The 23,184-nt window shown below is 56.5% G+C and carries 19 protein-coding genes and 1 pseudogene; 13 read left to right on the forward strand and 7 right to left on the reverse strand.

The window, feature by feature from the left end; translation table 11 throughout:
- Positions 1-2 precede the first annotated feature (2 nt).
- Together VGJ94_08925 and VGJ94_08930 are read right to left on the reverse strand one after the other, a co-directional pair.
- Positions 3-341: pseudogene (locus VGJ94_08925) on the reverse strand (PAS domain-containing protein).
- Positions 342-371: 30 nt separating this feature from the next.
- Complete coding sequence (locus VGJ94_08930; GenBank protein HEY3276730.1) at positions 372-1,571, reverse strand: PAS domain S-box protein; 1,200 nt, start codon at positions 1,569-1,571, stop codon at positions 372-374.
- Positions 1,572-1,818: 247 nt separating this feature from the next.
- Here VGJ94_08930 and VGJ94_08935 point away from each other — a divergent pair, with 247 nt between their 5' ends.
- The 3 genes from VGJ94_08935 (at position 1,819) to VGJ94_08945 (ending at position 4,489) form a co-directional block, all read left to right on the forward strand.
- A complete protein-coding gene (locus tag VGJ94_08935) occupies positions 1,819-3,357 on the forward strand; it encodes a radical SAM protein (GenBank protein HEY3276731.1) in 1,539 nt (512 codons plus the stop codon).
- 3 nt (positions 3,358-3,360) lie between these two features.
- Complete coding sequence (locus VGJ94_08940; protein HEY3276732.1) at positions 3,361-4,008, forward strand: CAP domain-containing protein; 648 nt, start codon at positions 3,361-3,363, stop codon at positions 4,006-4,008.
- Positions 4,009-4,084: 76 nt separating this feature from the next.
- Complete coding sequence (locus VGJ94_08945) at positions 4,085-4,489, forward strand: carboxymuconolactone decarboxylase family protein (protein HEY3276733.1); 405 nt, start codon at positions 4,085-4,087, stop codon at positions 4,487-4,489.
- On the opposite strand, the gene VGJ94_08950 is transcribed toward VGJ94_08945, so the two are convergent.
- Positions 4,486-4,827: a histidine triad nucleotide-binding protein gene (locus tag VGJ94_08950; protein ID HEY3276734.1), complete on the reverse strand. Its 342-nt coding sequence runs from the start codon at positions 4,825-4,827 to the stop codon at positions 4,486-4,488. The genes VGJ94_08945 and VGJ94_08950 overlap by 4 nt on opposite strands.
- Positions 4,828-4,947: 120 nt before the next feature.
- On the opposite strand from VGJ94_08950, the gene VGJ94_08955 reads away from it, so the two are divergent.
- On the forward strand, positions 4,948-5,295 hold the full coding sequence (locus tag VGJ94_08955; GenBank protein HEY3276735.1) for a cupin domain-containing protein: 348 nt from the start codon (positions 4,948-4,950) through the stop codon (positions 5,293-5,295).
- A gap of 72 nt (positions 5,296-5,367) precedes the next feature.
- On the opposite strand, the gene VGJ94_08960 is transcribed toward VGJ94_08955, so the two are convergent.
- Positions 5,368-5,841 (reverse strand): VOC family protein, encoded by a 474-nt coding sequence (locus tag VGJ94_08960; protein HEY3276736.1) that lies wholly within the window; start codon positions 5,839-5,841, stop codon positions 5,368-5,370.
- Between the two features lie 205 nt (positions 5,842-6,046).
- Positions 6,047-6,787 carry a tetratricopeptide repeat protein gene (locus VGJ94_08965; GenBank protein HEY3276737.1) on the reverse strand — a complete coding sequence of 247 codons (741 nt, stop codon included), beginning with the start codon at positions 6,785-6,787 and terminating at the stop codon, positions 6,047-6,049.
- 116 nt (positions 6,788-6,903) lie between these two features.
- On the opposite strand from VGJ94_08965, the gene VGJ94_08970 reads away from it, so the two are divergent.
- The 6 genes from VGJ94_08970 to VGJ94_08995 all read left to right on the forward strand — a co-directional run bounded on the left by VGJ94_08970 (position 6,904) and on the right by VGJ94_08995 (position 12,017).
- Positions 6,904-8,472, forward strand: a complete 1,569-nt coding sequence (locus VGJ94_08970; GenBank protein HEY3276738.1) for an AAA family ATPase — start codon at positions 6,904-6,906, stop codon at positions 8,470-8,472.
- A gap of 84 nt (positions 8,473-8,556) precedes the next feature.
- On the forward strand, positions 8,557-9,255 hold the full coding sequence (locus VGJ94_08975; GenBank protein HEY3276739.1) for a PDZ domain-containing protein: 699 nt from the start codon (positions 8,557-8,559) through the stop codon (positions 9,253-9,255).
- Positions 9,256-9,378: 123 nt separating this feature from the next.
- Complete coding sequence (locus tag VGJ94_08980) at positions 9,379-9,963, forward strand: LemA family protein (GenBank protein ID HEY3276740.1); 585 nt, start codon at positions 9,379-9,381, stop codon at positions 9,961-9,963.
- Positions 9,964-9,972: 9 nt separating this feature from the next.
- Positions 9,973-10,956 carry a TPM domain-containing protein gene (locus VGJ94_08985; protein ID HEY3276741.1) on the forward strand — a complete coding sequence of 328 codons (984 nt, stop codon included), beginning with the start codon at positions 9,973-9,975 and terminating at the stop codon, positions 10,954-10,956.
- Positions 10,956-11,621 (forward strand): TPM domain-containing protein, encoded by a 666-nt coding sequence (locus tag VGJ94_08990; protein ID HEY3276742.1) that lies wholly within the window; start codon positions 10,956-10,958, stop codon positions 11,619-11,621. The genes VGJ94_08985 and VGJ94_08990 overlap by 1 nt, the downstream gene beginning before the upstream one ends.
- Before the next feature lie 30 nt (positions 11,622-11,651).
- On the forward strand, positions 11,652-12,017 hold the full coding sequence (locus tag VGJ94_08995; protein ID HEY3276743.1) for a hypothetical protein: 366 nt from the start codon (positions 11,652-11,654) through the stop codon (positions 12,015-12,017).
- A gap of 34 nt (positions 12,018-12,051) precedes the next feature.
- On the opposite strand, the gene VGJ94_09000 is transcribed toward VGJ94_08995, so the two are convergent.
- Positions 12,052-12,879 carry a metallophosphoesterase gene (locus tag VGJ94_09000; protein HEY3276744.1) on the reverse strand — a complete coding sequence of 276 codons (828 nt, stop codon included), beginning with the start codon at positions 12,877-12,879 and terminating at the stop codon, positions 12,052-12,054.
- Positions 12,880-13,170: 291 nt separating this feature from the next.
- Between VGJ94_09000 and VGJ94_09005 the strand changes: the two genes are divergently transcribed.
- The 3 genes from VGJ94_09005 to VGJ94_09015 all read left to right on the forward strand — a co-directional run bounded on the left by VGJ94_09005 (position 13,171) and on the right by VGJ94_09015 (position 19,985).
- Positions 13,171-14,754: a C1 family peptidase gene (locus VGJ94_09005; GenBank protein HEY3276745.1), complete on the forward strand. Its 1,584-nt coding sequence runs from the start codon at positions 13,171-13,173 to the stop codon at positions 14,752-14,754.
- A 205-nt stretch (positions 14,755-14,959) separates the two neighbouring features.
- A complete protein-coding gene (locus tag VGJ94_09010) occupies positions 14,960-17,422 on the forward strand; it encodes a S8 family serine peptidase (GenBank protein HEY3276746.1) in 2,463 nt (820 codons plus the stop codon).
- A 124-nt stretch (positions 17,423-17,546) separates the two neighbouring features.
- Positions 17,547-19,985: a S8 family serine peptidase gene (locus VGJ94_09015; protein HEY3276747.1), complete on the forward strand. Its 2,439-nt coding sequence runs from the start codon at positions 17,547-17,549 to the stop codon at positions 19,983-19,985.
- Between the two features lie 63 nt (positions 19,986-20,048).
- Here VGJ94_09015 and VGJ94_09020 read toward each other — a convergent pair whose 3' ends face one another.
- On the reverse strand, positions 20,049-23,174 hold the full coding sequence (locus VGJ94_09020) for an error-prone DNA polymerase (protein HEY3276748.1): 3,126 nt from the start codon (positions 23,172-23,174) through the stop codon (positions 20,049-20,051).
- Positions 23,175-23,184 lie beyond the last annotated feature (10 nt).

The raw sequence follows: 23,184 nt of genomic DNA on the forward strand, positions 1-23,184 counted from the left end.
TTCTTCCGTTCCGTAATGTCGAGGATCACCCCCACGAGACCAATTGCCGCCCCATCGGCATCATGGAAAGTGGCCTTATTGAAGATCACGTCCCGCAACTCGCCGGTAGCGGGAAAAATGGTTTTCGTCTCGTAGGCCTGGGCGCCTCCGTGAAGAAAAAGGTCCCTGTCCATGTTTTCATATTCAACGGCAAGGTCCGGGCGCGCCCATTCATACACGGTTTTACCCATGATCTCATCGGTCGCCATACCGACATATTTTTCAAAGGAGGAGTTGGCCCCAAGGTATTTTCCCTCCCGGTCCTTGATAAAGATGGGGTTGGGGATAGCATCGATCACGGTCTGGAGAAAGGCATACTGGTTTTGGACCTCTTAGCTGAGTCTCCTCTTCTCCGTGATATCTTCCTTCACCGCCACGAAGTGAGAGATTTCCCCCGTGCTGCTTCTTACCGGCGAGATGGATGCCAACTCCCAGTAAAGGGTGCCGTTCTTCCTTTTGTTGCACATCTCCCCTTCCCACACGTTCCCGGCGAGGATTGTGTTCCACATGGTTTCATAGAATTCAGGGGGGTGAACACCGGACTTGAGGACCCTCGGGTTCCGGCCGAGGGCTTCTTCGAGGGTATATCCGGTAATCCAGGTGAAGGCGGGGTTCGCATATTCGATCGCGCCGTCCATATCCGTAATGACTACCGTTGCCCGGCTCGCCTCGATAGCCCGGGACAGGTTCCGGAGATTGGCCGCCGCCCGTTTCCGCTCTCCTATATCCCTCATAACGACCATAATTGCGTCCGTCCCGCCGAAGCTTACAGGAACCCCATGGGCTTCGACCTCAACCGTGGAACCATCCATACGGAGGAGTTTCTGCTCGATCAAAGGGTTTTGCTCTTTTCCCTGTGCAAAATTCGTGATCTTCTCCTGCACGAGTTCAAGTGAATCAGGATGGACGAGGGACAAAGGCGTCAGCCCGTACAGGTCTTCCGGCTCCTTCGCCCCCACCAGATTTGCAAAGGACCTGTTCGCGAATTGGATGGAACCGTGCACGTGGATAAAGACACCGTCGGGAGACGCCTGAACCGCGATTCGGTACCGCTCCTCGCTCTCTCTGAGCTTCTCCTCCGATTTCCTCCTCTCGAGGATCTCGGATTTAAGCTGGGAATTTTTGGTCTCAAGCTCGGTCGTTCGCTCGATGACCAGCTCTTCGAGAAGGGCGCGATGTCTCCACAGCTCTTCTTCCGCCGAGGCTTTTTCCTGAATCTCCCGCGTCAGGCGTTCGTTTGCGTTCCGAAGGGCTTCGGTACGCTCTTCAACCCTGGCCTCCAGATCTTCCCTAACCCGGAGAAGGCTCTTCCTGGTGAGGTCGAGAGCGAGGGATGCCCTCAGGAGAATGATGCAGATTGGGGGAGCGACAAGGGCCGGGGTAATGAGGGAGGCCATTATGCCGAAGGGTCGGAGTGAGCCGACAGAGAAGCCCACTATCAAATACATGAAAAAGGAGGCGAGAACAGACAGACTGCTCAGTATGAGGGTGCTTCCTCCCACTCCAAAATGTGTAATCAGACGGCGAGCCACGAGAAACCCCTTTCTCGTCCCGGGAAAGGGAAAGATATCATCACCACGGCAATCTTGATTGCGGTATAGGTCTTCAACACACAGAGTCCTTACGGGAGCCGGCGCTCGATACCGGACCCTTAAAGGTTATCATCCATAGGGCCGATTCACTTAAGTCCGCCCTATGTCCTCGCAATTTCCGGGCAATGCCTTAGTTGACCGGAGGGGGAGTTTGGTCTAAAATTGGAGTCCCTATGGGTATTCTGCCATGATCCTCATCCATCCCCCCATCGTCAAACCGTCCGAGCCCCCTCCGGGCCTGGCCAGGCTCGCAGGTGCATTACTCGCCCACGGGGTCGAATGCCAACTTGTGGACGCCAACCTGGAAGGCATCCTCTGGCTTCTGGGGCAGGAATGGAAACCGGGAGATACGTGGAGCAATAGGGCGGTCCGTAACAGAGGCAGAAATCTGACAGCCCTGAGGAAGGGAACAACTTATCTTTCCCCTGACCGCTACAGAAGGGCCGTGAATGACGTAGACCGGGTCCTCAGGCTGGCCGGAGCCCCCGGAATACAGATCGGGCTCGGAAATTACCGGCACACGCTCCTCTCCCCGGTTAAGAGCGGGGATTTGATACGGGCTGCGGAAGAAGAGTCCCTCAACCCTTTCTATCCCTATTTTCGCGAGAGGCTCGAGAATCTTTTGGAAAAATCCCCATCACAGATCGTCGGCTTCTCCCTCAATTATCTGAGCCAGGCCCTCACTACCTTCGCCATGGCCGGCTTCCTGAAAAAAAAGTTTCCCGAGAAGAAGATCGTGCTGGGAGGGGGGCTCGTCACCTCATGGATGAGAAGACCGGGGTGGAGTAACCCTTTTAGAGGCCTGGTCGACTATCTCGTGGCAGGGCCCGGAGAAGAGGCCCTTCTCGCGCTCGCCGGGATCGAACTAAAACCGGACCTCCATTGCATGCCTGAATATAGTCTGTTGCCCGTAGACCTTTATCTGGCGCCCGGGCTCATCCTTCCCTACAGCGCGTCCACCGGGTGCTACTGGAGCGGGTGCGCCTTTTGTCCGGAGAGGGCGGAGGGGAGCCCCTATGATAAGACGCCCGATCCCGTGGCGGCAAAAGATCTTCGCGACCTTACCCGAAAGCTTAAGCCATCTCTGATCCATATAGTAGATAATGCGTTGAGCCCGTCGCTGATGAAGGGATTGGCCCTCGATCCACCGGGCGCCCCGTGGTATGGCTTTGCCCGGATCACTCCACACCTCACGGATCCCGGGTTTTGCGCGGCCCTCAGGAAATCGGGCTGTGTCATGTTGAAGGTGGGATTGGAATCGGGCGACCAGGCCGTCCTCGACGCCATGCACAAGGGCACCGATCTCACCGTTTCCTCGGACGCGTTAAAAGCCTTGAAAAAGGCGGGAATCGCCACCTATGTGTATCTCCTTTTCGGGACGCCTACGGAGACGGAGGAGACGGCAGGGAAGACCCTTTCCTATACCGCCGCCCATGCGGACCTCATCGACTTCCTCAATGTCGCCGTATTCAACCTTCCCGTGAACTCGCAGGAAGCAGGCGTCTTGGAGACGGTCGATTTCTACGAAGGGGACCTCTCCCTCTATCGCGATTTCACCCATCCCGAAGGGTGGGGAAGAAAGCAGGTGAGGACCTTCCTCGCGAAGGAATTCAGAAAGAATGCCGCGATTCAGGCCATCATAAGGAGAGACCCTCCCGTATTCACGTCGAACCACGCTGCTTTTTTGTGTGACTTCTCTTTTGACAACTTCCCTTGCAGGATATAGAATATGGTCGCCATGAAAACCGTCATCACCAGATCCCTTGCACTCCTTGTCGCCACCCTTCTGGCGAGCGCCGCGCTCTGGTCCTGCGCCGGCCCCGTGATGAGAAGCGCGGCCCCCGCCGATAACGGGCTTCCTCTTAATGAAGGCGCACGAAGTGTCACCCTCTCCGATATGGAAAGGGATGTGGTGAGGCAGATCAACGATCTGAGGGCCAATCCAAAAAAACGGGCTGCCGGCCTGAAGGGCGGGGAGGAAACGGAGGAAGCGGCTCTCTTTCTCAATAAAATAACCCCCCTGCCCCCTCTCAAGGTCTCCCGCGGCCTTTGCCTTGCGGCGCGGGAGCTTCTCATCGATCACGGCCCCAGGGGGCTCACCGGCCATAAAGGGAGCGACGGCAGCACGTCTTTCGTGCGGATGAACAAGTATGGCCAGTGGGATGGCAAGGCAGGGGAGAACCTCTACTATGGCTACGGGGACGCCCACAGGCTGATGCAGGCGGCCCTTACCGAGGGAGGCTCTCAGGGATGGGAGCAGAGGAACAATCTCGTCAGCCCCAATTTTAACGTAATCGGCATCGCATGCGGTCCCCACCATGTCTATCGGACCATGTGCGTCATCGATTTTGCCGAATCATATCTCGAAATGCCCTGATTAACGGCCCCCGGGAAATAGGGGAAGGCTGTGAATAAGGAAAGTCTCGCATAAAAAAAGGGGAGGTTTTTTCGGAATGAATGAGGAAGAAATAAAGAAGCGGACCCAGGAGACAGCCAGGAAGCTCTTCGGTAAAGGCATAAAAATGGACCCTCCTTACGTAATGTGGAAACAGTTCGACAGGGACCTGGCAAATGACCTCTCGAAGCATATTACGGGCAATCTCTATTCCAGGACCGTCCTCACCCTGCCTGAGAGGCAGATGGCTGCCTGCGCCATGCTCGCGGCCTTAGGCGCGGCGGACGAGCTGAAGCTCCACGTGAATGCGGCCCTCAATGTGGGCTGCGATCCCAAAAAGCTGGCCGAGGTCTTCTTCCAGCTGGCGCCCTACGGCGGAATGCCCCTGGTCAACAAGGCCCTGGAAGTCTACAGGGATGTGCTTAAAGAGCGGGGGGAATGGGAGGCATTTCAGGCGCTTTAGGCCCTTTCGCGGTCCCAGCCTCCGATTAGGTGGAGGTGAAGATGGAAAATCACCTGCCCCGCGCCGCGCTCGACATTAAAAAGCAGCTTATAGCCGGAGCGTGAAATATGGAATCGCTCCGCCAGTTCCCGGGCTTTCATGACCAGGGTGGAGACGACGGCCCAGTCTGAATCGGCAAGATCGTTGATGCTCCTGATGTGCTTCCGGGGCACCAGGAGAAGGTGGACCGGCGCGTGGGGAAACCTGTCCTTGAAGGCCACGATCGTATCATCTTCATAGACGATCTCGGCAGGCCTCTCTTTCCGTACGATCCGGCAGAAAATGCACTCTTCTTCCATTGTACTAAGCTAATCAGAGGGCAAGGCGGTTTTCAAGGCACCTTATTGAAGAGAAGGATAAGAGATATTCTCCGTTGCGGACTGCTCCGCGGAGTTATTCCATTCCAGAAGGAGAGACGTATGAAGATCACGGACCTTACAAAAGTTGAAAAGAAAAAAATGGAGCTGGAGGGAGCCGACAAGGTCTTCAAACAGGTCCCTATCGGAAAGGATGACGGCACTCCCCTGATGTCGCTCAGGGTCTTCACCTTCGAACCGGGAGGGCACACGCCCTATCATACCCATCCCTTCGAACACGTAAATTACATCATAGAGGGAAGCGGCGTCCTGGTCACCGGGAGTGGAGAAGAGAGACCAGTGAAGAAGGGAGATTTCGTCCTGGTCCTCCCTCACGAGAAACACCAATACCGGAATACTTCGGACGGATCGATGGTAATGATATGCGGCGCTCCGAAAGAGTATGAGTAATTGGATCTCCATCAGTAGACTGCACGGAGTGTAGCCTCGCGTTGAGGGCAGCCTTGTCCCGTTTGCCCTTTATTACTGCCTATATGCCTGCTCCAATGTTCGAATATCGATTTTTTCCATCTTCAGCATTGCCCGCATGACCCTGTGTACCTTTTCTTTGTCTTCATCGGCTAGCATTTCCATCAGAACCTCCGGTACCACCTGCCAGGAGATCCCGAATTTGTCTCTGTTGATCCAGCCGCACTGGCCTTTTTCTCCCCCTTCCGATAATTTTTCCCAGTAATAATCTACTTCGGCCTGCGTTTCGCAGTATATGACAAATGATATGGCGGGAGAGAACCGGAAGACCGGACCGCCGTTGAGGGCCACAAAATCCTGGCCGTTGAGAGTGAAGCTCAGCATCATTACCGCTCCTTGAGGACCGGGACCCGCCTCGCCGTAGCGGGTGATGCGATCGAGTTTCGAATTTTTGAAGACGGAGGTATAGAATTTCACCGCCTCCTCGGCATTGTCATCGAACCATAAGAAGGGTGAGATCTTTTGCATGATGGCTGTCCCCGTAATTTGTAATTTGTCGATAAATGGAATGTAAGAAGGCGATGGGCATCGCGCAAGCCCGGCCAAAAGAAAATGGTCGCGCCATTTTTTTGATTGGCAACGCCTCAGGCACCTAATTAAAATTATGATTCAATAGGGGATTGTCTTCGATAGGACGGGTTATTGAAAAGAGGGTTGCCTGCCTCCGGTCCGATCACGTCAAGCTGCCCAGAAGATCCCGGGCTTCATTACTGCCGAGTTTGACGGCCTTTCTCAGGTCTTTTACCGCGGCAAGGTGGTCGCCCTTTTTTTTGAGTATCCTGCCGCGGCAAAAATACGCCTCCGCCAGGTCCGGGCTCAGGGCTATGGCCAGGGTAAAGTCCTTTATCCCTTCTTCTTCGTCTCCGCGACTGCAATAGGCCTTTCCTCTGTTTACGTATGGCTGGGCCTGATCCGGTCTCATACCGATAAATTTCGTATAGTCCGCGATCGCGTCGTCATGGGCGCCGAGGGCTTCACGGGCATCCCCTCGTATTACATAGGCCCAATCGAAATCCGGCTTCAGATTCATAAGCCTGGTGTAGTCATGTATCGCCTGCAGGTACTCGCCCTTTTTCATCGAGACCATGCCCCGCTTACCGTAGGCCGCGGCATCGCCGGGCTTGAGACGTATAATGGCGGTATAATCGGCGATCTCTTTCTCGTAGTCCTGAAGGCTCCCGTAGGCGCTCGCCCGGTAGGCATAGAAATCGGCGCACTCCGGCTTCAATTCTATGGCCCTGGAATAATAGGCGACCGCTTCTTCATAATGTCCATTTTTTCTGAACGTGTCGCCGAGATTGATAAATGCCTCCACGTACTCCGGATCGAATTCTATGGCGCGTAAATAATTGACGATGGCCTGCGCATAATTTCCAAGCTTACGGCAGTTGTCGCCCCTTTTGTTGTAAGCCAATGCAAATTCTGAGCTTTTTACCTTTGCCATAGCATCAATTTTACAGGGTGACGGCAGAAAAAATCCAGTGCAAATTTCGGTTTTTATCTCACAAAGCAGTGTATAATTGTCCTTACGTGAAAAAACAGGCGCCCATCGAGATAAACCCGGGATTCCAACGTGCCTTGAGCGCGATGGAAGAATCGGCCCGGCATGTCTTCATTACAGGCAGGGCGGGCACGGGAAAATCGACACTTCTCGACTGCTTCCGCAGTTCCACCCGCAAACAGGTGGTGGTCCTTGCCCCGACGGGCGTGGCGGCCCTCAATGTGCAGGGCCAGACCATACATTCCTTTTTCGGGTTCAAACCGGGCATCACCCCCGATAAGGTGAAGAAGGTCCCTGACTGGCAAGCCGATATCTTCAAGGGTCTCGACACTATTATTATCGATGAGGTCTCCATGGTGCGCGCGGACCTCCTCGATTGCGTGGAGAAATTCCTCCGCCTCAACGGGCCGCGCCATAACGATTGGTTCGGGGGCATCCAGATGATCTTCATAGGGGACCTCTACCAGCTCCCTCCCGTGGTGAGCACCGGGGAAAGGGAGATATTCACCCACCGCTACGAGACCCCTTATTTTTTCTCGTCCCTCGTCTTTAAGGAGCCGGGCTTTGAGATGGAGTTCATCGAGCTTACCACCGTCTACCGCCAGACTGAGCCGGAATTCATCGACCTTCTCTCCGCCATCAGGAACAGGTCCTGCACGGAACGCGACCTCGAGAAGCTGAACGAGCGCTGGGCGCCTGGATTTGTTCCGCCCGAGCATGAATTCTACATCACCCTCACCAGTACCAACGACCTGGCCCACACGAGAAACCTCGAAAAGCTCCAATCTCTCCCCGGGACCCCGCTGCGCTACGAATGCACGGTGAGCGGCTCGATAGACCAGTCGAGTCTGCCCACCGAAGAGACCCTTGTGCTCAAAAAAGGCGCCCAGGTCATGCTGGTCAATAACGACAAGGGCGGCCAATGGGTAAACGGCTCTATCGGGCGGATCAGGTCCATCGAAAAAGGGCCCGAGGTCGACGACGTTCTCATCGTCGCCCTCAATGACGGAGTCGTCGCAGAGGTGATCCCCCATACGTGGGAGCTTTTCGAGTATGAATATGACAGGGCGACGAAGCGCATATCGACGAGGAAGACCGGCGCCTTTACCCAGTATCCCGTCCGCCTCGCGTGGGCCGTGACCATCCATAAAAGCCAGGGAAAGACCTTCGACAGGGTGGTGATAGATATAGGACGGGGCGCCTTCGCCCACGGCCAGGTCTATGTCGCGCTCAGCCGGTGCACGAGCTTTGGCGGCATCACCCTCCTTAAGAAGATCACCAAAGGCCATATCAGGATGGACTGGCGGGTGGCGGCCTTTCTCACCCAATTCCAGTACGAGAAGGCGCTGCAGAGGGTCGGATACGATGAAAGAAGGCGGATCATAGAGGATGCCATGAAGCGTGGGGTAGGCCTTGAAATTCTCTACCTCAAGCCTGATGACACCAAATCGCTTCGTACCATAGTGCCCCTCTCGATCGAGCAGATGGAGTTCAAAGGCAAGACCTTCGAGGGGTTGAGGGCCTACTGCCGGCTGAGAAAGAGCGAGCGATCCTTCAGGATCGACAGAATTCTCGAAATCACCTATGGGGTGGGCTAGGAGGGTCGCACGCTCCCCCTTATGAGGAGACGGGCAGATGAAAAGTATATAAATTTAAAGTCTCATTTTCATTTTTCCGGAGATATGATATTGTATGGCTCAGGGGGGAATTTCGGATTGATTGCCCAGTTTCACCACGATATGGAATGTCCTAAATGCAGAAGTGAAGAGATAACGCGCTCCCATCGGATTCGGGGAGAGCGGCTCATTCTGTTTCTTACCGCCTCCTTGCCTTATCGGTGCGCAAACTGCCGTCACCGGTTCCTGGTCCGGGACCGCCGTCTTATGGCCGAGCTTTATGCCGTATGGGGCGTGGTATTTCTTGCGGTGATCGGGATTGTATTCTATTTTTCTTATCGAGGGGACAGTAAGGGAGATGTGGTCTCTGCCCGGGCTCCCGCTAAATCGATAACCGCCTCCATCTTAATGGAAGCTCTGCCCCAGCCTGTCACGCCAAAAGATTCAAAGGCCCCCCCGGACGCGTCACCGCCAAAGGGAAAAGATAACCCGCCCGCGGCAGTCATACAATTAGGCTCCCGCGCAAAGTTCGGCGTCAAATGGAATGAGGTGGAGGGGGGCTTGAAAATAGTCCAGGTAAAGGCGGGGCCTCTCAAGAACGCAGGGCTCAGGAAGGACGATCTCATTGCCGCAATAGACGGTGAAACCGCAACCGACGAAAGGCTGCTCAAAGCCAGGGACAATATCGTATCGGGCGCCACGGAGGGCGCAAAACTCATCGTGTTGAGAGATAAGGAGAGGCTCTATTTCGAGCTTAGAAAATAGCTCCTGTGGGTATATGCTTTTTCTCCGGCAAAGGCCGATCCTTCGCCCGGCCGATGTGATTTTTCGCAACCATGATTATAATGCAAGAGAAGAGAATATTTTCTATTTTGAGGGGAGGAGTGGATGAAGCGATACGTCATGTCTGTTCTTATTCTGGCGGTCATACTCACCGCATCGGGCTGCGGCTATAACGTGATGCAGGCAAACGAAGAAGCGGTCAAAGCCGCATGGGGCAACGTCGAGGCTGCATACCAGCGGCGGGCGGACCTCATTCCTAATCTCGTAGAGGTAGTAAAAGCCTATGCCAAACACGAGAAGGAGACCCTTCAGGCAGTCACCGAAGCTCGGGCCCGGGTAGGCAGTATCCAGGTGTCGAAAGATATGCTCGACGACCCTAAGGCCGTCGCACAATTCCAGCAAGCCCAGGGCGCCATGAGCAGCGCCCTTTCGAGGCTCATGGTGGTAGTGGAGAAATATCCCGACCTCAAGGCGAACCAGAATTTCCGGGACCTTCAACATCAGCTCGAAGGCACGGAAAACAGGATTAATGTGGCCCGTGTCCGCTATAATGAAGCGGTGCAACAGTTCAATGTCTCCATAAGAACCTTTCCGAACAGCCTCACCAACAGCATGCTCCTTCACCTGAAGCCGAAAGAATCATTCAAGGCCGAAGCGGGAGCCGAAAAGGCGCCCCGGGTGAAATTCTAGTCTTTTCCCATGGGCACGCTACCGGAGGGTACACGGGAGAACGCTTCCAGGAGAGGAGCCATCGCGTTCCTCATCCTGTCTTTTTTCTTCTTCTTTCTCCTCTTCAATAGCTCCCTTCACCTCTCCACCTCTTCTTCTGCCTTTATCTCTCGCAGCTCGGCCTTTGCTCCGGCTCATGCCCTCGATGTGCCGCCTTTAAAAGGGTACGTGAACGACTACGGGGGCATGATATCGAAACCGGCGCAGACGAAAATTGAATCGGAGCTCAAGGCCTTCGAGCAGTCCGATTCGACCCAGGTCTTCATCCTCACCATTCCGAGCCTCCAGGGGGAGGCGCTCGAAGATTATTCCATCAAAGTGGTGGAACAATGGAAGATCGGGCAGAAAGGGAAAGACAACGGCGTACTGCTCCTCGTGGCGAACCAGGACAGGAAGATCCGGGTAGAGGTAGGACGAGGCCTGGAAGGGAAACTCACGGACCTCACCGCGGGTCAGATCGTGGACCTCGTCATAAAACCCCGGTTCAAGAGGGGCGACTTTGACGGGGGCTTTATCGCGGGCGTCTCCGCAATCGTGGACGCAAGCCGTGGAGAATTTAAAGCCGAGAGGCCGAAGCCCGGAAAAAAAGGTGTATCCTTTTCCGCCTTCATCACGTTCCTGATCCTGGGAGGGGCCTTTCTCCTCTTCATGGGCGGTATCTCAAAAATCCTCGGTGGCTTGGGCGGTGCGGTCGGTTTGCCGGCCCTCGTAAATTTCGCACTCTTTCCCGTGGGTTTAATACCCATGGTTCTCCTTGGTGTTGTGGGGCTCGGTATCGGTCTGGTACTGCCCCTTCTTTTTTCCGGAAGGGGTCCCGGGGGAGGATGGTTCTTCTGGGGCGGAGGCTTTGGAGGAGGAGGCGGCGGCGGAGATAGCGGCGGCTTTGGCGGCGGGGGCTTCGGAGGAGGCGGCGGCGGTGACTTTGGAGGCGGCGGCGCTTCGGGGGACTGGTAATGAGACATCCGGTAAAGGCAGATAAATTTTTCACCGCGAAAGAAAAAGAGAAGATACAACGTACCGCGACTCACGCTGAAGCAGGCACCATCGGCCAGATCGCGGTCGCAATTGTCGATCAAAGCAGCCAATATCGCGAGGCGGAGCTTCTCGGGTCCATATTCCTCGGGAGCGCCCTCTCCCTCGCACTTACCACCATCTTTTTCCACGGCTCGGTCTGGTTCTTTATCCCCATGGCCTTTCTCTTCTTCTTCCCTTTCCACCTGCTCTTCAAGGCCGCTCCCATGCTGAAGGCTGTGTTCGCGGGTCCCGGCAGAATGGCAAAGGCGGTGAGGGAGAGGGCGATCAGGACATTTTACGAGAAGGGTCTCTATAAGACAAAAGAGAGTACAGGCGTTCTCTTTTTTCTCTCCCTTCTCGAAAGAAAGGTGTGGGTGTTGGCGGATAAGGGCATTCACGGCAAGATCCACCAGCCCACGCTCAATAAACTGGCGGACATGGTGTCACGGGGGATTCAGGCAGGACGGGCTTCTGATGCGCTTTGTGAGGCCATTGCCGAAATGGGCGCCCTTCTCGCCGCCCACTATCCCGCAAAGGGCGTACCCGTGGATGAGCTTCCCGACGAGATCATATGCGAGCCCGGCGCCACGTGCGACACGGAATGAGATAGACATAAGAATGTATCCGGAGGCACGATGAAGCGCTCTTTCTTTCTCCCCCATCTCCTGCTCGCCGCTCTCTTTTTTCTTCCCCTCCCATGCGTTGCCTGGGAAAATTCATGTTACGCGGGCTCTTTGACGCCCGCACCTTTTCCCCGGGAAAATCGTTCCATGTTGAACCTCGAGGCCCGGAGGGTCGTATCCGTTGAAGGGAGCCTCATGACTTATGATCTGGGAGGAGAAAGGATTATCATCAGGCTTGAGGGCATGGCCGGCCGGGAGTTCCTCAAGGAGCTACAGAAAGGCAAGTGCGGGGCAAAGGGCTTCGTGACCATAGAAACGGAGAAGAAGAGCTTTTCCGACACGGGTAGATATAAGGCAGTCGTACCCAGCCCCCGGTGATCTACCGCTCCCATCCTCCGGCTCGTGATGCGTCCTAGCGCTCGATGGTAAACTCGTCTTTCTCTCCCCCTCCCATATCCTTCACGATAAAAGAGTAGCCCCCGTTCTTTCTCGTTACCAGAACATAACGGAAGAAATCGGCGTCCTTGGGGAAATGGCTCAGGTTCCCCCCGGCCGCGGCCACGATGATGTAGGTGATGCCGCTCTTCTCACGCCTGAGATAGAGATGGTCGTGGCCCGACACCACGAGAGAGACCCCTTTACGCACGAAAAGCTGGTGGAGCCGGTCCCTCTCCTCCTTATACCGGTCAAGGCCATGGCCGAAGAGGAGTGAAAAAAGGGGCTCATGGAGGAAGACGAATTTATATTTAAAAGGCCGGTTAAGCTCCGCCTTGAGCCAGTCGAACTGCTCCCCCGTGATCCTGCCCGCCTCGCCGGGAAGCTCCGTGTTGAGGAGCACGAAGAGGGTATCCCGGTCCGTAAAAGAATAGTAAGGCTTCGGAAAATACTTGAGATAGACCTGGAGGGACTGCTTTCCATGGAGATCATGGTTTCCCGGGGCAAGGTGAAGGGTCTTCCCCGCTCCGGTAATATCGAACAATTTTGTCCATTGCCGCTGGTTTCCAGGATTATGGATCGCGTCGCCCGCGTGCAAGATGACGTCTATCTTCTGCTCTTCCATAAGACGAATGAATTCGGGGTACACCGAATCAGGGGAGCCGACGTGGGTATCGCTCACAATTGCGAAACGGTTCAGGTCCGCCCGGACGAGAAGAGGAAGGAGCAGAAGAAATAAGGCAACGAGGAGAACAAGCCCTCTCCTCCCCTTGGTTGGAGGGGGCTTGGAAGTCGCGGGGTCCATTCTTCTAATATACATCATGATGAGGAAAAAAAGAAACCGGCTATTCCGGGGCTAGTGCGCCAAACCTCGGGTCGGGGATCAACCACGTTGTCGATATCTGACTACTCGCCGATGTACTGATATCTGTGGCATTATAAATCTTTTTTATCCAAATAGGGCTAAATGTCGTATAATGAGAATCGTAGTGCAAATATTCCCGTTTCCGGCGCGGATAGATGCCGATGAGAGCCGATCGGGAATATAAAATCGCGTTTGACTAAGAGAATCGACAATGTCACTGAGGAGGGGGCTGTGAAGAAAATCTTACTTACTCTGTGTGCGGTACTGGTTGCGATCGGCTTTTCCACGATCGCATATTCGGCGGAGGTTCTGGTGAGCGGAGCTGAGTCTTCTTCCTATGCCGTCATGCGTCCCGATTTTGAGACCATGGTTCGATGGAAACAAGCTTATGAGAAAGCTCCTAAAGCGTATATCGATGAAGATGTGGGGGCAGCGCTGACGAATGCGAGAAAAGCGGGACGCTCGTCCTCGTTGAGCCTGCTTAACCATCTCGACTATATCCCGGCCCAAAGAAACCAGGGCTCTTGCGGGAACTGCTGGGCATGGGCGTCTACCGGCGTCCTGGAAATTGCCCAAAGCGTGCAGGAGATCGCCAGAAACCGCAATTCCCTACAGTTTCTAAATTCATGCTATACAGATTTTTACCCGTGCCAAGGTGGGACTATCTTTGATTTTGCGGGATGGTACGGCGAGACCGGATATTCAATCCCGTGGAGCAACAGTCATGCGTCGTGGCAGGATGGGTCCGCAAGCTGCGGCGGAGGGTCCTCTTCGTGCGTCTCCTGCAACTCGATCGCCACCAGCCCTAATTATCGTATGAACACTATCGGAGCAGAGCAGATCGCCACCCAGGACATATCACAAGAGACGGCTATCAGCAATATCAAGAACGTGTTGAATCAGAATAAGGCCATGTATTTCGGCTTCTACCTGACCGATGATGCCTCGTGGAACGCTTTTTACGACTTTTGGGGTAATCACACGGAAGCAACCTTATGGACCCCCGACGCCTACTGCGGGAGGACCTGGGTGGAAGGTGAGGGCGCGGGTCATGCCGTATTGATCGTGGGATATAACGACGACGACGCTGATACGAGCAAGCATTATTGGATCGTCCTGAACAGCTGGGGCACCACTACAGGGCGGCGTACCGGGCTCTTTCGCATGCCCATATATATGAATTATGCCTGTTCCATGGACTACTATGGGGGTCCTTACGGGACCAGGGAATTCTGGACTTTGAATGTAACTTTCCCCAACTGCAGCTATACGGTGACCTCCACCAGTCCGGTGATCTACAACTTTGGAGGGGGAACGGCGACCGTGAGAATACAGGCATCCTCCACATCCTGCCCCGCCCCCACGGTAACACCGAACGGGGCATGGCTCACCGCCTCCGGCCTCACCTGGAGGAACGGCAGGGGAACGGTAAAGATCAAGGCCGCGGCCAACACCAGCTCTCTGGAAAGAGCTGCTGACGTATCCATAAATGGCACCCCCCTCCCTACCAACCAAAAGGCCAAACCATGCACGTTCGGAGCCTTTGTTCCTCCCCGCGCCACTGTCACGAAAGCGGGTGAGAATGGTAAAACCTTCAGCATCGTGACCAATCCGTCCGATTGTGCATGGACGGCAACAGCCGACGCGGCGGCCCCGTGGCTCCAGGTTACGTCCGGCGCCGGCATCAGCGGGGGCCAGGTAACCTATAACGTCCCGGCCAATCCGGGCAGGACAAGAACGGGCAGGATCAACGTGATCATGGACCTCAGAACCACCATGAAGAAGGTATTTAACGTAACCCAGACGAATAGATAGGCATCTGCCGGGATAGTCTTCGCAGCCTTTTATGAGGGGGCGGCCCTTCCGGGCCGTCCCCATTTTTTTGGGATACCGATTTTCCGTTTTTAAATTTTTTGGTGTGAAACTGAAGTGTTAATCCTGTATTACATCCCACTTCAACGGACTATGTGGTAGAATTGATCCTGCCGAAGGATCTCGCATAAAGGAGAGAAAATTTTCTTTGATTCCAGCACAGGATGATATTCGCCGAAACAGGATCAAGGCGGCTGCCCTCATTGGGCTCCTCGTCCTGCTTTCCTGCTCCGGCTATGCCTTCGGCCTTGATACATGGGAAAAGAAGGCGGCAAGCCCCGGGGGCTACAGCGGCCTCATCCGCAAAATACAGGAAAGAGGCAAGATCAAGATCCTTGCCGGGGTCAAGGTGGAATATGCCCTGGAGACGCAGTTGTCCGGAACCGCGCGCAAGATCCAGCGCGACAGGATCAAATCCGCACAGAAGAAGGTGATGGAGGATCTCGGGCTCCGGGGACTCGCACCGGAGCGGGCCCGGGCCTATACTTATGTGCCGTACCTTGCCCTTACGGTGGACAGGGCCGCCCTCGATACTCTCCTCGCGTCCGAGGGGATTACGCATGTGGAGGAAGATATTCCGGTCCCCCCCACCCAGCCGGGGTGGGATATTGCCTTAATCGACGCCCCTGCGCTTCATGCCGCCGGTATTACGGCGAATGGGATTACCGTCGCGGTTCTCGATACGGGCATTGAAAAAAACCACCCTTATCTAAGCGGTGCAATCGTGGAAGAGGCATGCTATTCGAGTAACGGCTCCGATGGGGACGGCTCATGGTCCTCCCTTTGCCCCGGAGGCGCTCTGTCCTCCACGGCGCCGGACTCCGCCTTACCCTATGCCACGGGGGTCTGCCCCGCGGGCGAGTGCGATCACGGGACCCATGTATCGGGCACCGTGGCCGGCAGGGCCGGGGTCTCCGGCAGTCCCGGTCCCGGTGTGGCGCCCGGCGCTTCGATTGTCGCAATCCAGGTATTCTCCCGCTTCGAGAGTGCCCTCTATTGCGGAGGCGCCGGTTATACCCCGTGCGTCCTCTCCTATACCTCCGATCAGATCGCCGGGCTTGAGAGGGTTTACGCTCTCAGGGATACTTATGCGATTGCCTCCGTCAATATGAGCCTCGGTGGGGGGCAGTATGCCACGCCCGCCGAATGCGACGCGGGTAACTCCTCCATAAAAACGATTATAGATAATCTGAGGGCAGCGGGCATTGCCACAATAGGGGCGAGTGGAAATGACGCATTCTGCGGCTCCATGTCGGCCCCTGCATGCATCTCTACTGCAATCAGCGTGGGGGCCACGGAAAGCAGCGACACCGTGGCGGCCTATTCCAACAGCGCCTCTTTCCTTACCCTTCTGGCGCCGGGTTCGCAGATCACCTCTTCTCTTCCCGGGAACGGCTGGGGAACCTGGAGCGGTACCTCCATGGCAGCACCCCATGTATCCGGCTCCTGGGCCCTGCTCAAAAGTAAAAAGGCCGACGCAACAGTGGAGGAGATTCTGTCTGCTCTCACATCGACAGGAAGAAGGGTCGTTGATTCAGGAAAGTGCTCCCTCGTCACGAAGCCGAGGATCGATGTGAATAAGGGCTATGGCGTCCTTGGCGGCGGCATCTCTCTCACCCTTTCCACGTCCGGAAGCGGCGCCGGAACGGTAGCCAGCTCGCCCGCGGGGATCGATTGCGGCTCCTCCTGCTCGGCGAGCTATGGCGCCAACGCGCAGGTCACCCTCATAGCCACGCCCGCCCTCGGCTCCGTATTTACCGGCTGGAGCGGCGGGGAATGCAGCGGCACGGGCACATGTACCATCACCATGGACCGCAGCAAATTCATAGGCGCCACTTTCAACCTCGGAAATATCATCACCGTGAGCAGAAAAGGGAGCGGATCGGGAACCGTGGCGAGCAGGCCCTCGGGTATAAGCTGCCCTGCCGTCTGTTCGGCCACATTTCCGGGGGGCCGGCCGATCACCCTGACGCCCGTAGCCGCCCTCGGCTCCACCTTCGCCTACTGGACAGGGGCGTGCAACGACGCATTGCCTTCCTGCACGGTCAGCATGGATGCCAATACGACTGTGGCCGCGGCTTTTTTTCTTACGAAAAATGCGAAGGTCAGGCTTACCACATCGAAAAAAAGGGTGAGCGCAGGGGACGGCGCCATCTTCTCATCGGATGGCGGAATCGACTGCGGGATCGCCTGCGGCTATAATTATTATCCCCGCACGCCCGTCACACTCACCGCCGCCGCCACGGGAGATGCGGTCTTTACGGGCTGGAGCGGGGCCTGCTCGGGCACCGGGGCTACATGTATTGTTACGATGGATAAGGCAAAAACAGCGATCGCCGCCTTCGCGGGTCCCCAAAAGCTGACGGTGACGAAGCGCAGGGCAAGAGGGGGCGACGGGACCGTGACGAGCGAGCCCGCGGGGATCGACTGCGGTACTACGTGCCGCTCCTTCTTCACCGTCAATACACCGGTCACCCTCTACGCCGTCCCATCGGAGAATACGGTTTTCACGGGCTGGAGGGGTGCATGCGCCGGAACGGAGAGGGCTTGCACGCTCACCATGGACAAGGCAAAAACGGTGAGTGCTTCCTTTACCCGCATAAACCCTTGAAGTGTAAGAAGAGGTCGAGCTTCGCCCAATATAGAAGAGGATCTATGGCAGAACAATACCGTTTTTGACGACATTATGGTAGCATTTCGATGACAATAATTGAAAACTTCCCAGGGGGAAACAAATGATCAAAAAACTTCATTTTTGGAAAGAGATGGCAATGGCATGTGCGGTTGCAATTGCAGTCTTGTCTGTCCTGCCCGGTGCAGGCTACGCCCTTACCGTGGATAACCTTCAGAAAAAAGTCGTAAGCCCCGGCGGCTACGACGCCCTCTTATCACGGGCCCAGGAGCTCGGCAGGGTGAAGGTCCTGGTGCGGGTCGCCACAGAGTATGCACCGGAAAAAAGCCTTTCCCCGGCAGCCGTTCAGTCCCAGCGCTCCGCCATCAGGACGGCCCAGGACCGGGTAATAGCCGACCTTTCGGGGCGTGGCTTGAAACCCACGCAAACCCACAAGTATACCTATGTCCCCTATCTTGCCATGGATGTGGATCGCGCGACCCTGGACACCCTTCTCGCGTCAGGCAGCGTGGCTGACGTTCAGGAAGATATCCCCGTCCCTCCCACGGCTGATCCGGGTTGGGATATTACCCTCATGGGCGCGAACAGCCTCCATACGGCAGGGGTCAAGGGGAGCGGGATTACGGTCGCGGTCCTCGATACGGGGGTGGACAAGAACCATCCTTACCTCAGCGGCGCGGTAGTCTCGGAGGCATGTTACTCTACCACCAATGGTACCTACGGCAGTACTTCTTTGTGTCCGGGGGGTGCATCCGAATCGACTGCCCTGGGTTCGGCCCTTCCCTACGGCACCAATTGCCCTGCGGGTGAATGCGACCATGGAACCCACGTGGCCGGCACCATTGCGGGACGGGAGTCAATAGCCGGCAGTCCCGGCCCGGGTGTGGCGCCCGCAGCCAACATAATCGCCATACAGGTCTTCTCTCTTTTTCCCGGCACTTATTCCTCATGCAACGGAACTCCCTGCGTTCTCTCCTATACGTCGGATCAAATAAAGGGTCTCGAGCGAGTGTACGCACTGAGGAGCACCTATACCGTTGCTTCTTCGAATATGAGCCTCGGCGGTGGCCAATTTACGTCTAACTGCGACAACGACTCAAGAAAGCCAATAATAGATAGTTTAAAAGCAGCCGGCATTGCGACGGTAATCGCAAGCGGCAACAGTTACTACTGCGGCTCAATGGGGGCTCCGGGCTGCATTTCGTCTGCCGTGAGCGTGGGGGCAACCGACAGTGGCGACGCAGTTGCTGCTTATTCCAACAGCGTCTCTTTCCTCAACCTCTTTGCGCCGGGATCGGGGATCACCTCCTCCATCCCCAACAGCGGATGGGGCACATGGAACGGCACTTCCATGGCAACTCCTCACGTGGCAGGTGCCTGGGCGCTCATGAAGAGCAAGAGCAGCGCGCTGACTGTCGACCAGATCCTTGCAGCCTTTACCTCCACGGGAACGAGCGTCACCGATACGGGCAAGTGTCCGGATGTTACAAAGAAAAGAATTAATGTTTATCAGGCCTACTCCTCCCTGGGCGACACCTTTACCCTCACCGTCACCAAGCCGGGACCCGGCGCCGGAACGGTGAGCAGCTCGCCCTCGGGAATAGATTGCGGCTCCACGTGCGCCGGGGGTTTCGCACCGGGCACTGCCGTAACCCTTACGCCCACGGCAGCATCCGGCTCCGCCTTCGCCTACTGGACAGGCGCGTGCAGCGGGGCGCTGCCTGCCTGCACCGCGACCATGACCGCCGATACCAGCGTGGCAGCGGTATTCTACCCTACCAATAATAAAAAATTCAGACTGGGCGTGACAAAGAGGAGAACGAGCGCAGGGGACGGGACCGTGACGTCATCCGATACCATGATCAACTGCGGCTCCACGTGCGCCAAAAATTATTATCCCGGTGCGCCTGTCACTCTCACGGCGGTTGCAACGGGTAACGCCGTATTCACCGGATGGAGCGGCCCCTGCAGCGGGACGGGCACGTGCAGCGTCACCATGGACGCGGCAAAACCGGTAACCGCTAATTTCGCAGGTCCCCAGAAGCTGACCGTGACAAAGCGGAAGGTAAACAGGGGCGACGGGACCGTGACGAGCGCTCCGGCGGGAATAGACTGCGGGACCACGTGCCAGTATGCGTTTACGGTGAACACTTCCGTGACCCTTACCGCCGTTCCCGCGGCAGGCTCGATCTTCACGGGATGGAGCGGGAGCGCAGGCTGCACCGGGACAGGGACGTGCACGGTCACCATGGACAAGGTGAAAACCGCAATCGCCTCCTTTACCGGGCCCTACAATCTCAGGGTGGTAAAAGTAAGCAGGAAGGCCGGTACGGGCACCGTGACGAGCGCTCCCGCGGGGATCGACTGCGGGACCACGTGCGTGAACACCTTTACGGCGAATTCATCGGTGACCCTGACTGCGGCAGCAAGCGGCACTTCCACCTTCACGAACTGGGCCGGCTCCTGCACGGGGACTGCGACCACGTGTACACTCACCATGGACAAGGTAAGAACAACGCAGGCAATATTCACCGGACCATGAGCCTGTAAAAAGAGGCGGGACAACATGATCCCGTCTTTCCATGTCAATAGGATCGGGGGCTTTTCAGCCCCCGATTTTTTCGTTCGCCCCGGGTCCCGTCTCTCCCCATAAGGTGTGGACCTCTTTTCTCAGGTCGGCGATCCTTTTTACCATGACGTTTATGATGCCGTCTTTCTTTTCCATCGTGCCTTCGACAAAGAGAAAGGGCTCGAGGCGGACGAGGGGTTTGAATCTCTTGTACAGGGCCGGCTTCAGTATAACGTTCATCAGACCTTCTTCGTCTTCGAGGGTGAGAAAGGCAAAGCCTTTCGCGGTGGGCGGCACCTGAAAACAGACGCAATAGCCCCCGATCCTCACCTGCTCGCCTGTAGAAAAATTCGGAAGGTCGGAACTTTTTACGGCCCCGAGATTGTCGAGCCTCTTCCTGAAGAGGGTGAGGAGATGTCCTGATGCGGAGAAGCCCTGGACGGCATAATCGGCGATCAGCTCCTCTCCGGGCGTCATCTCGTCAAGGGGGATTTTCTCTTTGGACTTCAGCCCCATCCCGTATGAGCCGGATGCGTCCATGACGCCCGCATCCCAGAGGAGCTGCCTCCTCGACCTTTTGATGTCGTCGAAGGCCCCGGCAGTGATGAGATGGCGCAGCGATTCCCTGTCGAGGCCCGTGCGGATATAAAAATCATCGAGGGAAAGGAAAGGGCCCTTTCCCCGCTCTTCTAAAATGGGAAGGGTCTTCTCCTCCCCCATCTCCTTCACGTACCTGAACCCGATCCTTATGCCCCCTGCCTCGATCGAGCATTCCCACAGGCTCTTATTGATATGGGCGGGGAGCACAGCCACCCCGTGCCGCTTCGCGTCGCCCGTCACCACCTCGGGGATGTAAAAACCCATGGGCTGGTTATTGAGGAGGGCGCAGAAGAACTCCGGGGCGTAATACAGTTTGTAATAGGCCGAGGCATAGCAGAGGATCGCGAAGCTCGCCGCGTGGCTCTTGCAGAAGCCGAAGTCGGCAAAACCGCATATATGGGCGAATATCTTGTGGGCCGTCTCCTCGCCCACCTCTCTTTCCTTCGCCCCCGCGATGAAGCGCACGTGCCACTTCTCGAGCTCTTCCCGCGCGTTCTTCCGGCCCATCGCCTTTCTCAGCTTGTTCGCCTCGCCCGTGGTGAATCCGGCGATCTCGCAGGCCACCTGGAGGATCTGCTCCTGGAAGAGGATGACCCCCATGGTCTCGCCGAGAATGGACGAGAGGCGGGGATGGAAATGCTCGACCGGCTCGACGCCCTGCCTTCTCCTGATATAGGGATGGATCATATTCCCCTGAAGGGGGCCCGGTCTCACGATGGCCACCTCTATTGCGAGGTCTTCGATGGACCGCGGCCTGACCTTCGGCAGGGTCTGCATCTGGGCCCTGCTCTCCACCTGGAATATGCCGATCGTATCCGCGTCGGAGATCATGCGGTAGACTTCAGGGTCGTCGGGGGGAAGGGCGTCATACCTCATCTCTTTCCCGTGGCGCTCGCGGATGAGCCGGGTGATCTCATCGATCATGGAGAGCATGCGGAGCCCCAGAAGGTCCACCTTCACGAGCCCCGCGTCATCCACCGAATCCTTGTCCCACTGGCAGACGACCCTTCCTTCCGCCCTCGCCCGTTCCAAGGGCACGATTTCCGATATGGGCTTCGAGGTAATGAGCATGCCGCCCACGTGGATCGAAAGGTGCCGCGGGAAATCGGCGATCCGGCCGCAGAGGTCCCGGAAATGGCGCCATGACTCCGTATTGAGATAGCCCCTGAACTCGGGGAAATCCATGAGGTCCTCCATGGCATGGCGGCTGCCGTAGGAGGAGACGGACTTCGCCATTCTGTCGAGCACATGGGCGGGGAGACCCAGGGTCTTGCCCACCTCCCTGATGGCGTTTTTCGACTGGAAGGTCACGTAGGTGCAGACCATGGCCGCGTGCTCCACGCCGTATTTCTCATAGACATACTGGATCACCTCCTCTCTCCTCCTGGTCCCGATATCTATGTCGATATCAGGGACCGCCGACTCATTGAGGAACCTGCCCACGAAGAGCTGGTGCCTTATGGGGTCGACCGGCGTGATCCCGAGGACATAGGCCGCCACGGAGCTTGCCGCAGATCCCCTTCCCTGGGCAAGGATGCCCGCCTTACGGGCGAATTCCATGATATCCCAGACAATGAGAAAATAGCCTGAAAGGCCCTTCCCTTCGATGAGCTCGAGCTCATGGCAAAGCCTCTCCCTGATAGCCTCCGAAAGCTCCCCGTATCGCCGCCTCGCCCCTTCGAAGGCGAGCCTCTTGAGGTAGGGCACGGTCTTTTCCCCTTCCGGCAGGGGATAATCGGGGAAAGAATAAGAGGAAAACTGAAGCTCGAAATCGCATCGCTCGGCGATCTCGACGGAATGGCGTATCGCCTCTTCGGTGATCCCGGGGAGGCGCGCCATCTCGTCATACCCTTTGAGGAAGTATTCGGAATTCGCCTTCCGGAAGGCGGACGAGTTGTCGAGGGTTACCCGGTTTTTAAGGCAGACGAGGACGTCGTGGAGCCTCACATTCTCCCTCACCCCATAGTGGACGTTATTCGTCGCTACTGCGCCCACCTCGAGCCTCTTTGCGAGGGCTGCAAGCCGGGCGCATTGCTTCATGTCGCCGGGATTGAGATGGCTCTGAAGCTCGATAAAAAACCGGTCCTTTCCGAAAAGGGCGCGGTACCTTTGTCCCGCACGGTATGCCCTCTCCTCCTCTTCCCTCTCCAGAAGTCGGGCGACCTCCCCTTTGGCGCACCCCGAGAGGCAGATAAGCCCCTCCGTATGGCCTTCCAGATCGATGGAAGAGAGATGGGGCTCACCCTTGGCCCCTGAAAGCTGGGATTTCGTGACGAGGCGGGAGAGGTTCATATAGCCGGTCCCGTTCTCCGCCAAAAGGGTGATATGGAAGCCCCCTTCAAGGGTAAGCTCCGCGCCGGTTATGGGCTTGATGCCCGCCCCTTTTGCCGCCTTATAAAATATGCAGGCCCCGTAGAGGCCGTCGTGGTCCGTGACGGCGAGGGCGGCCATGCCTATCTCCGATGCCCTCGCCACGAGCTCTCCCGGATGGGCCGCGCCGTCGAGGAGGGAAAAATTGGAATGGCTGTGAAGCTCCGCGTAAAAGCCGCCTTTTTTCTTCATGATCCGGTCC

The sequence above is a fragment of the Syntrophorhabdaceae bacterium genome (assembly GCA_036504895.1).
Taxonomy (GTDB): Bacteria; Desulfobacterota; Syntrophorhabdia; order Syntrophorhabdales; family Syntrophorhabdaceae; genus PNOM01.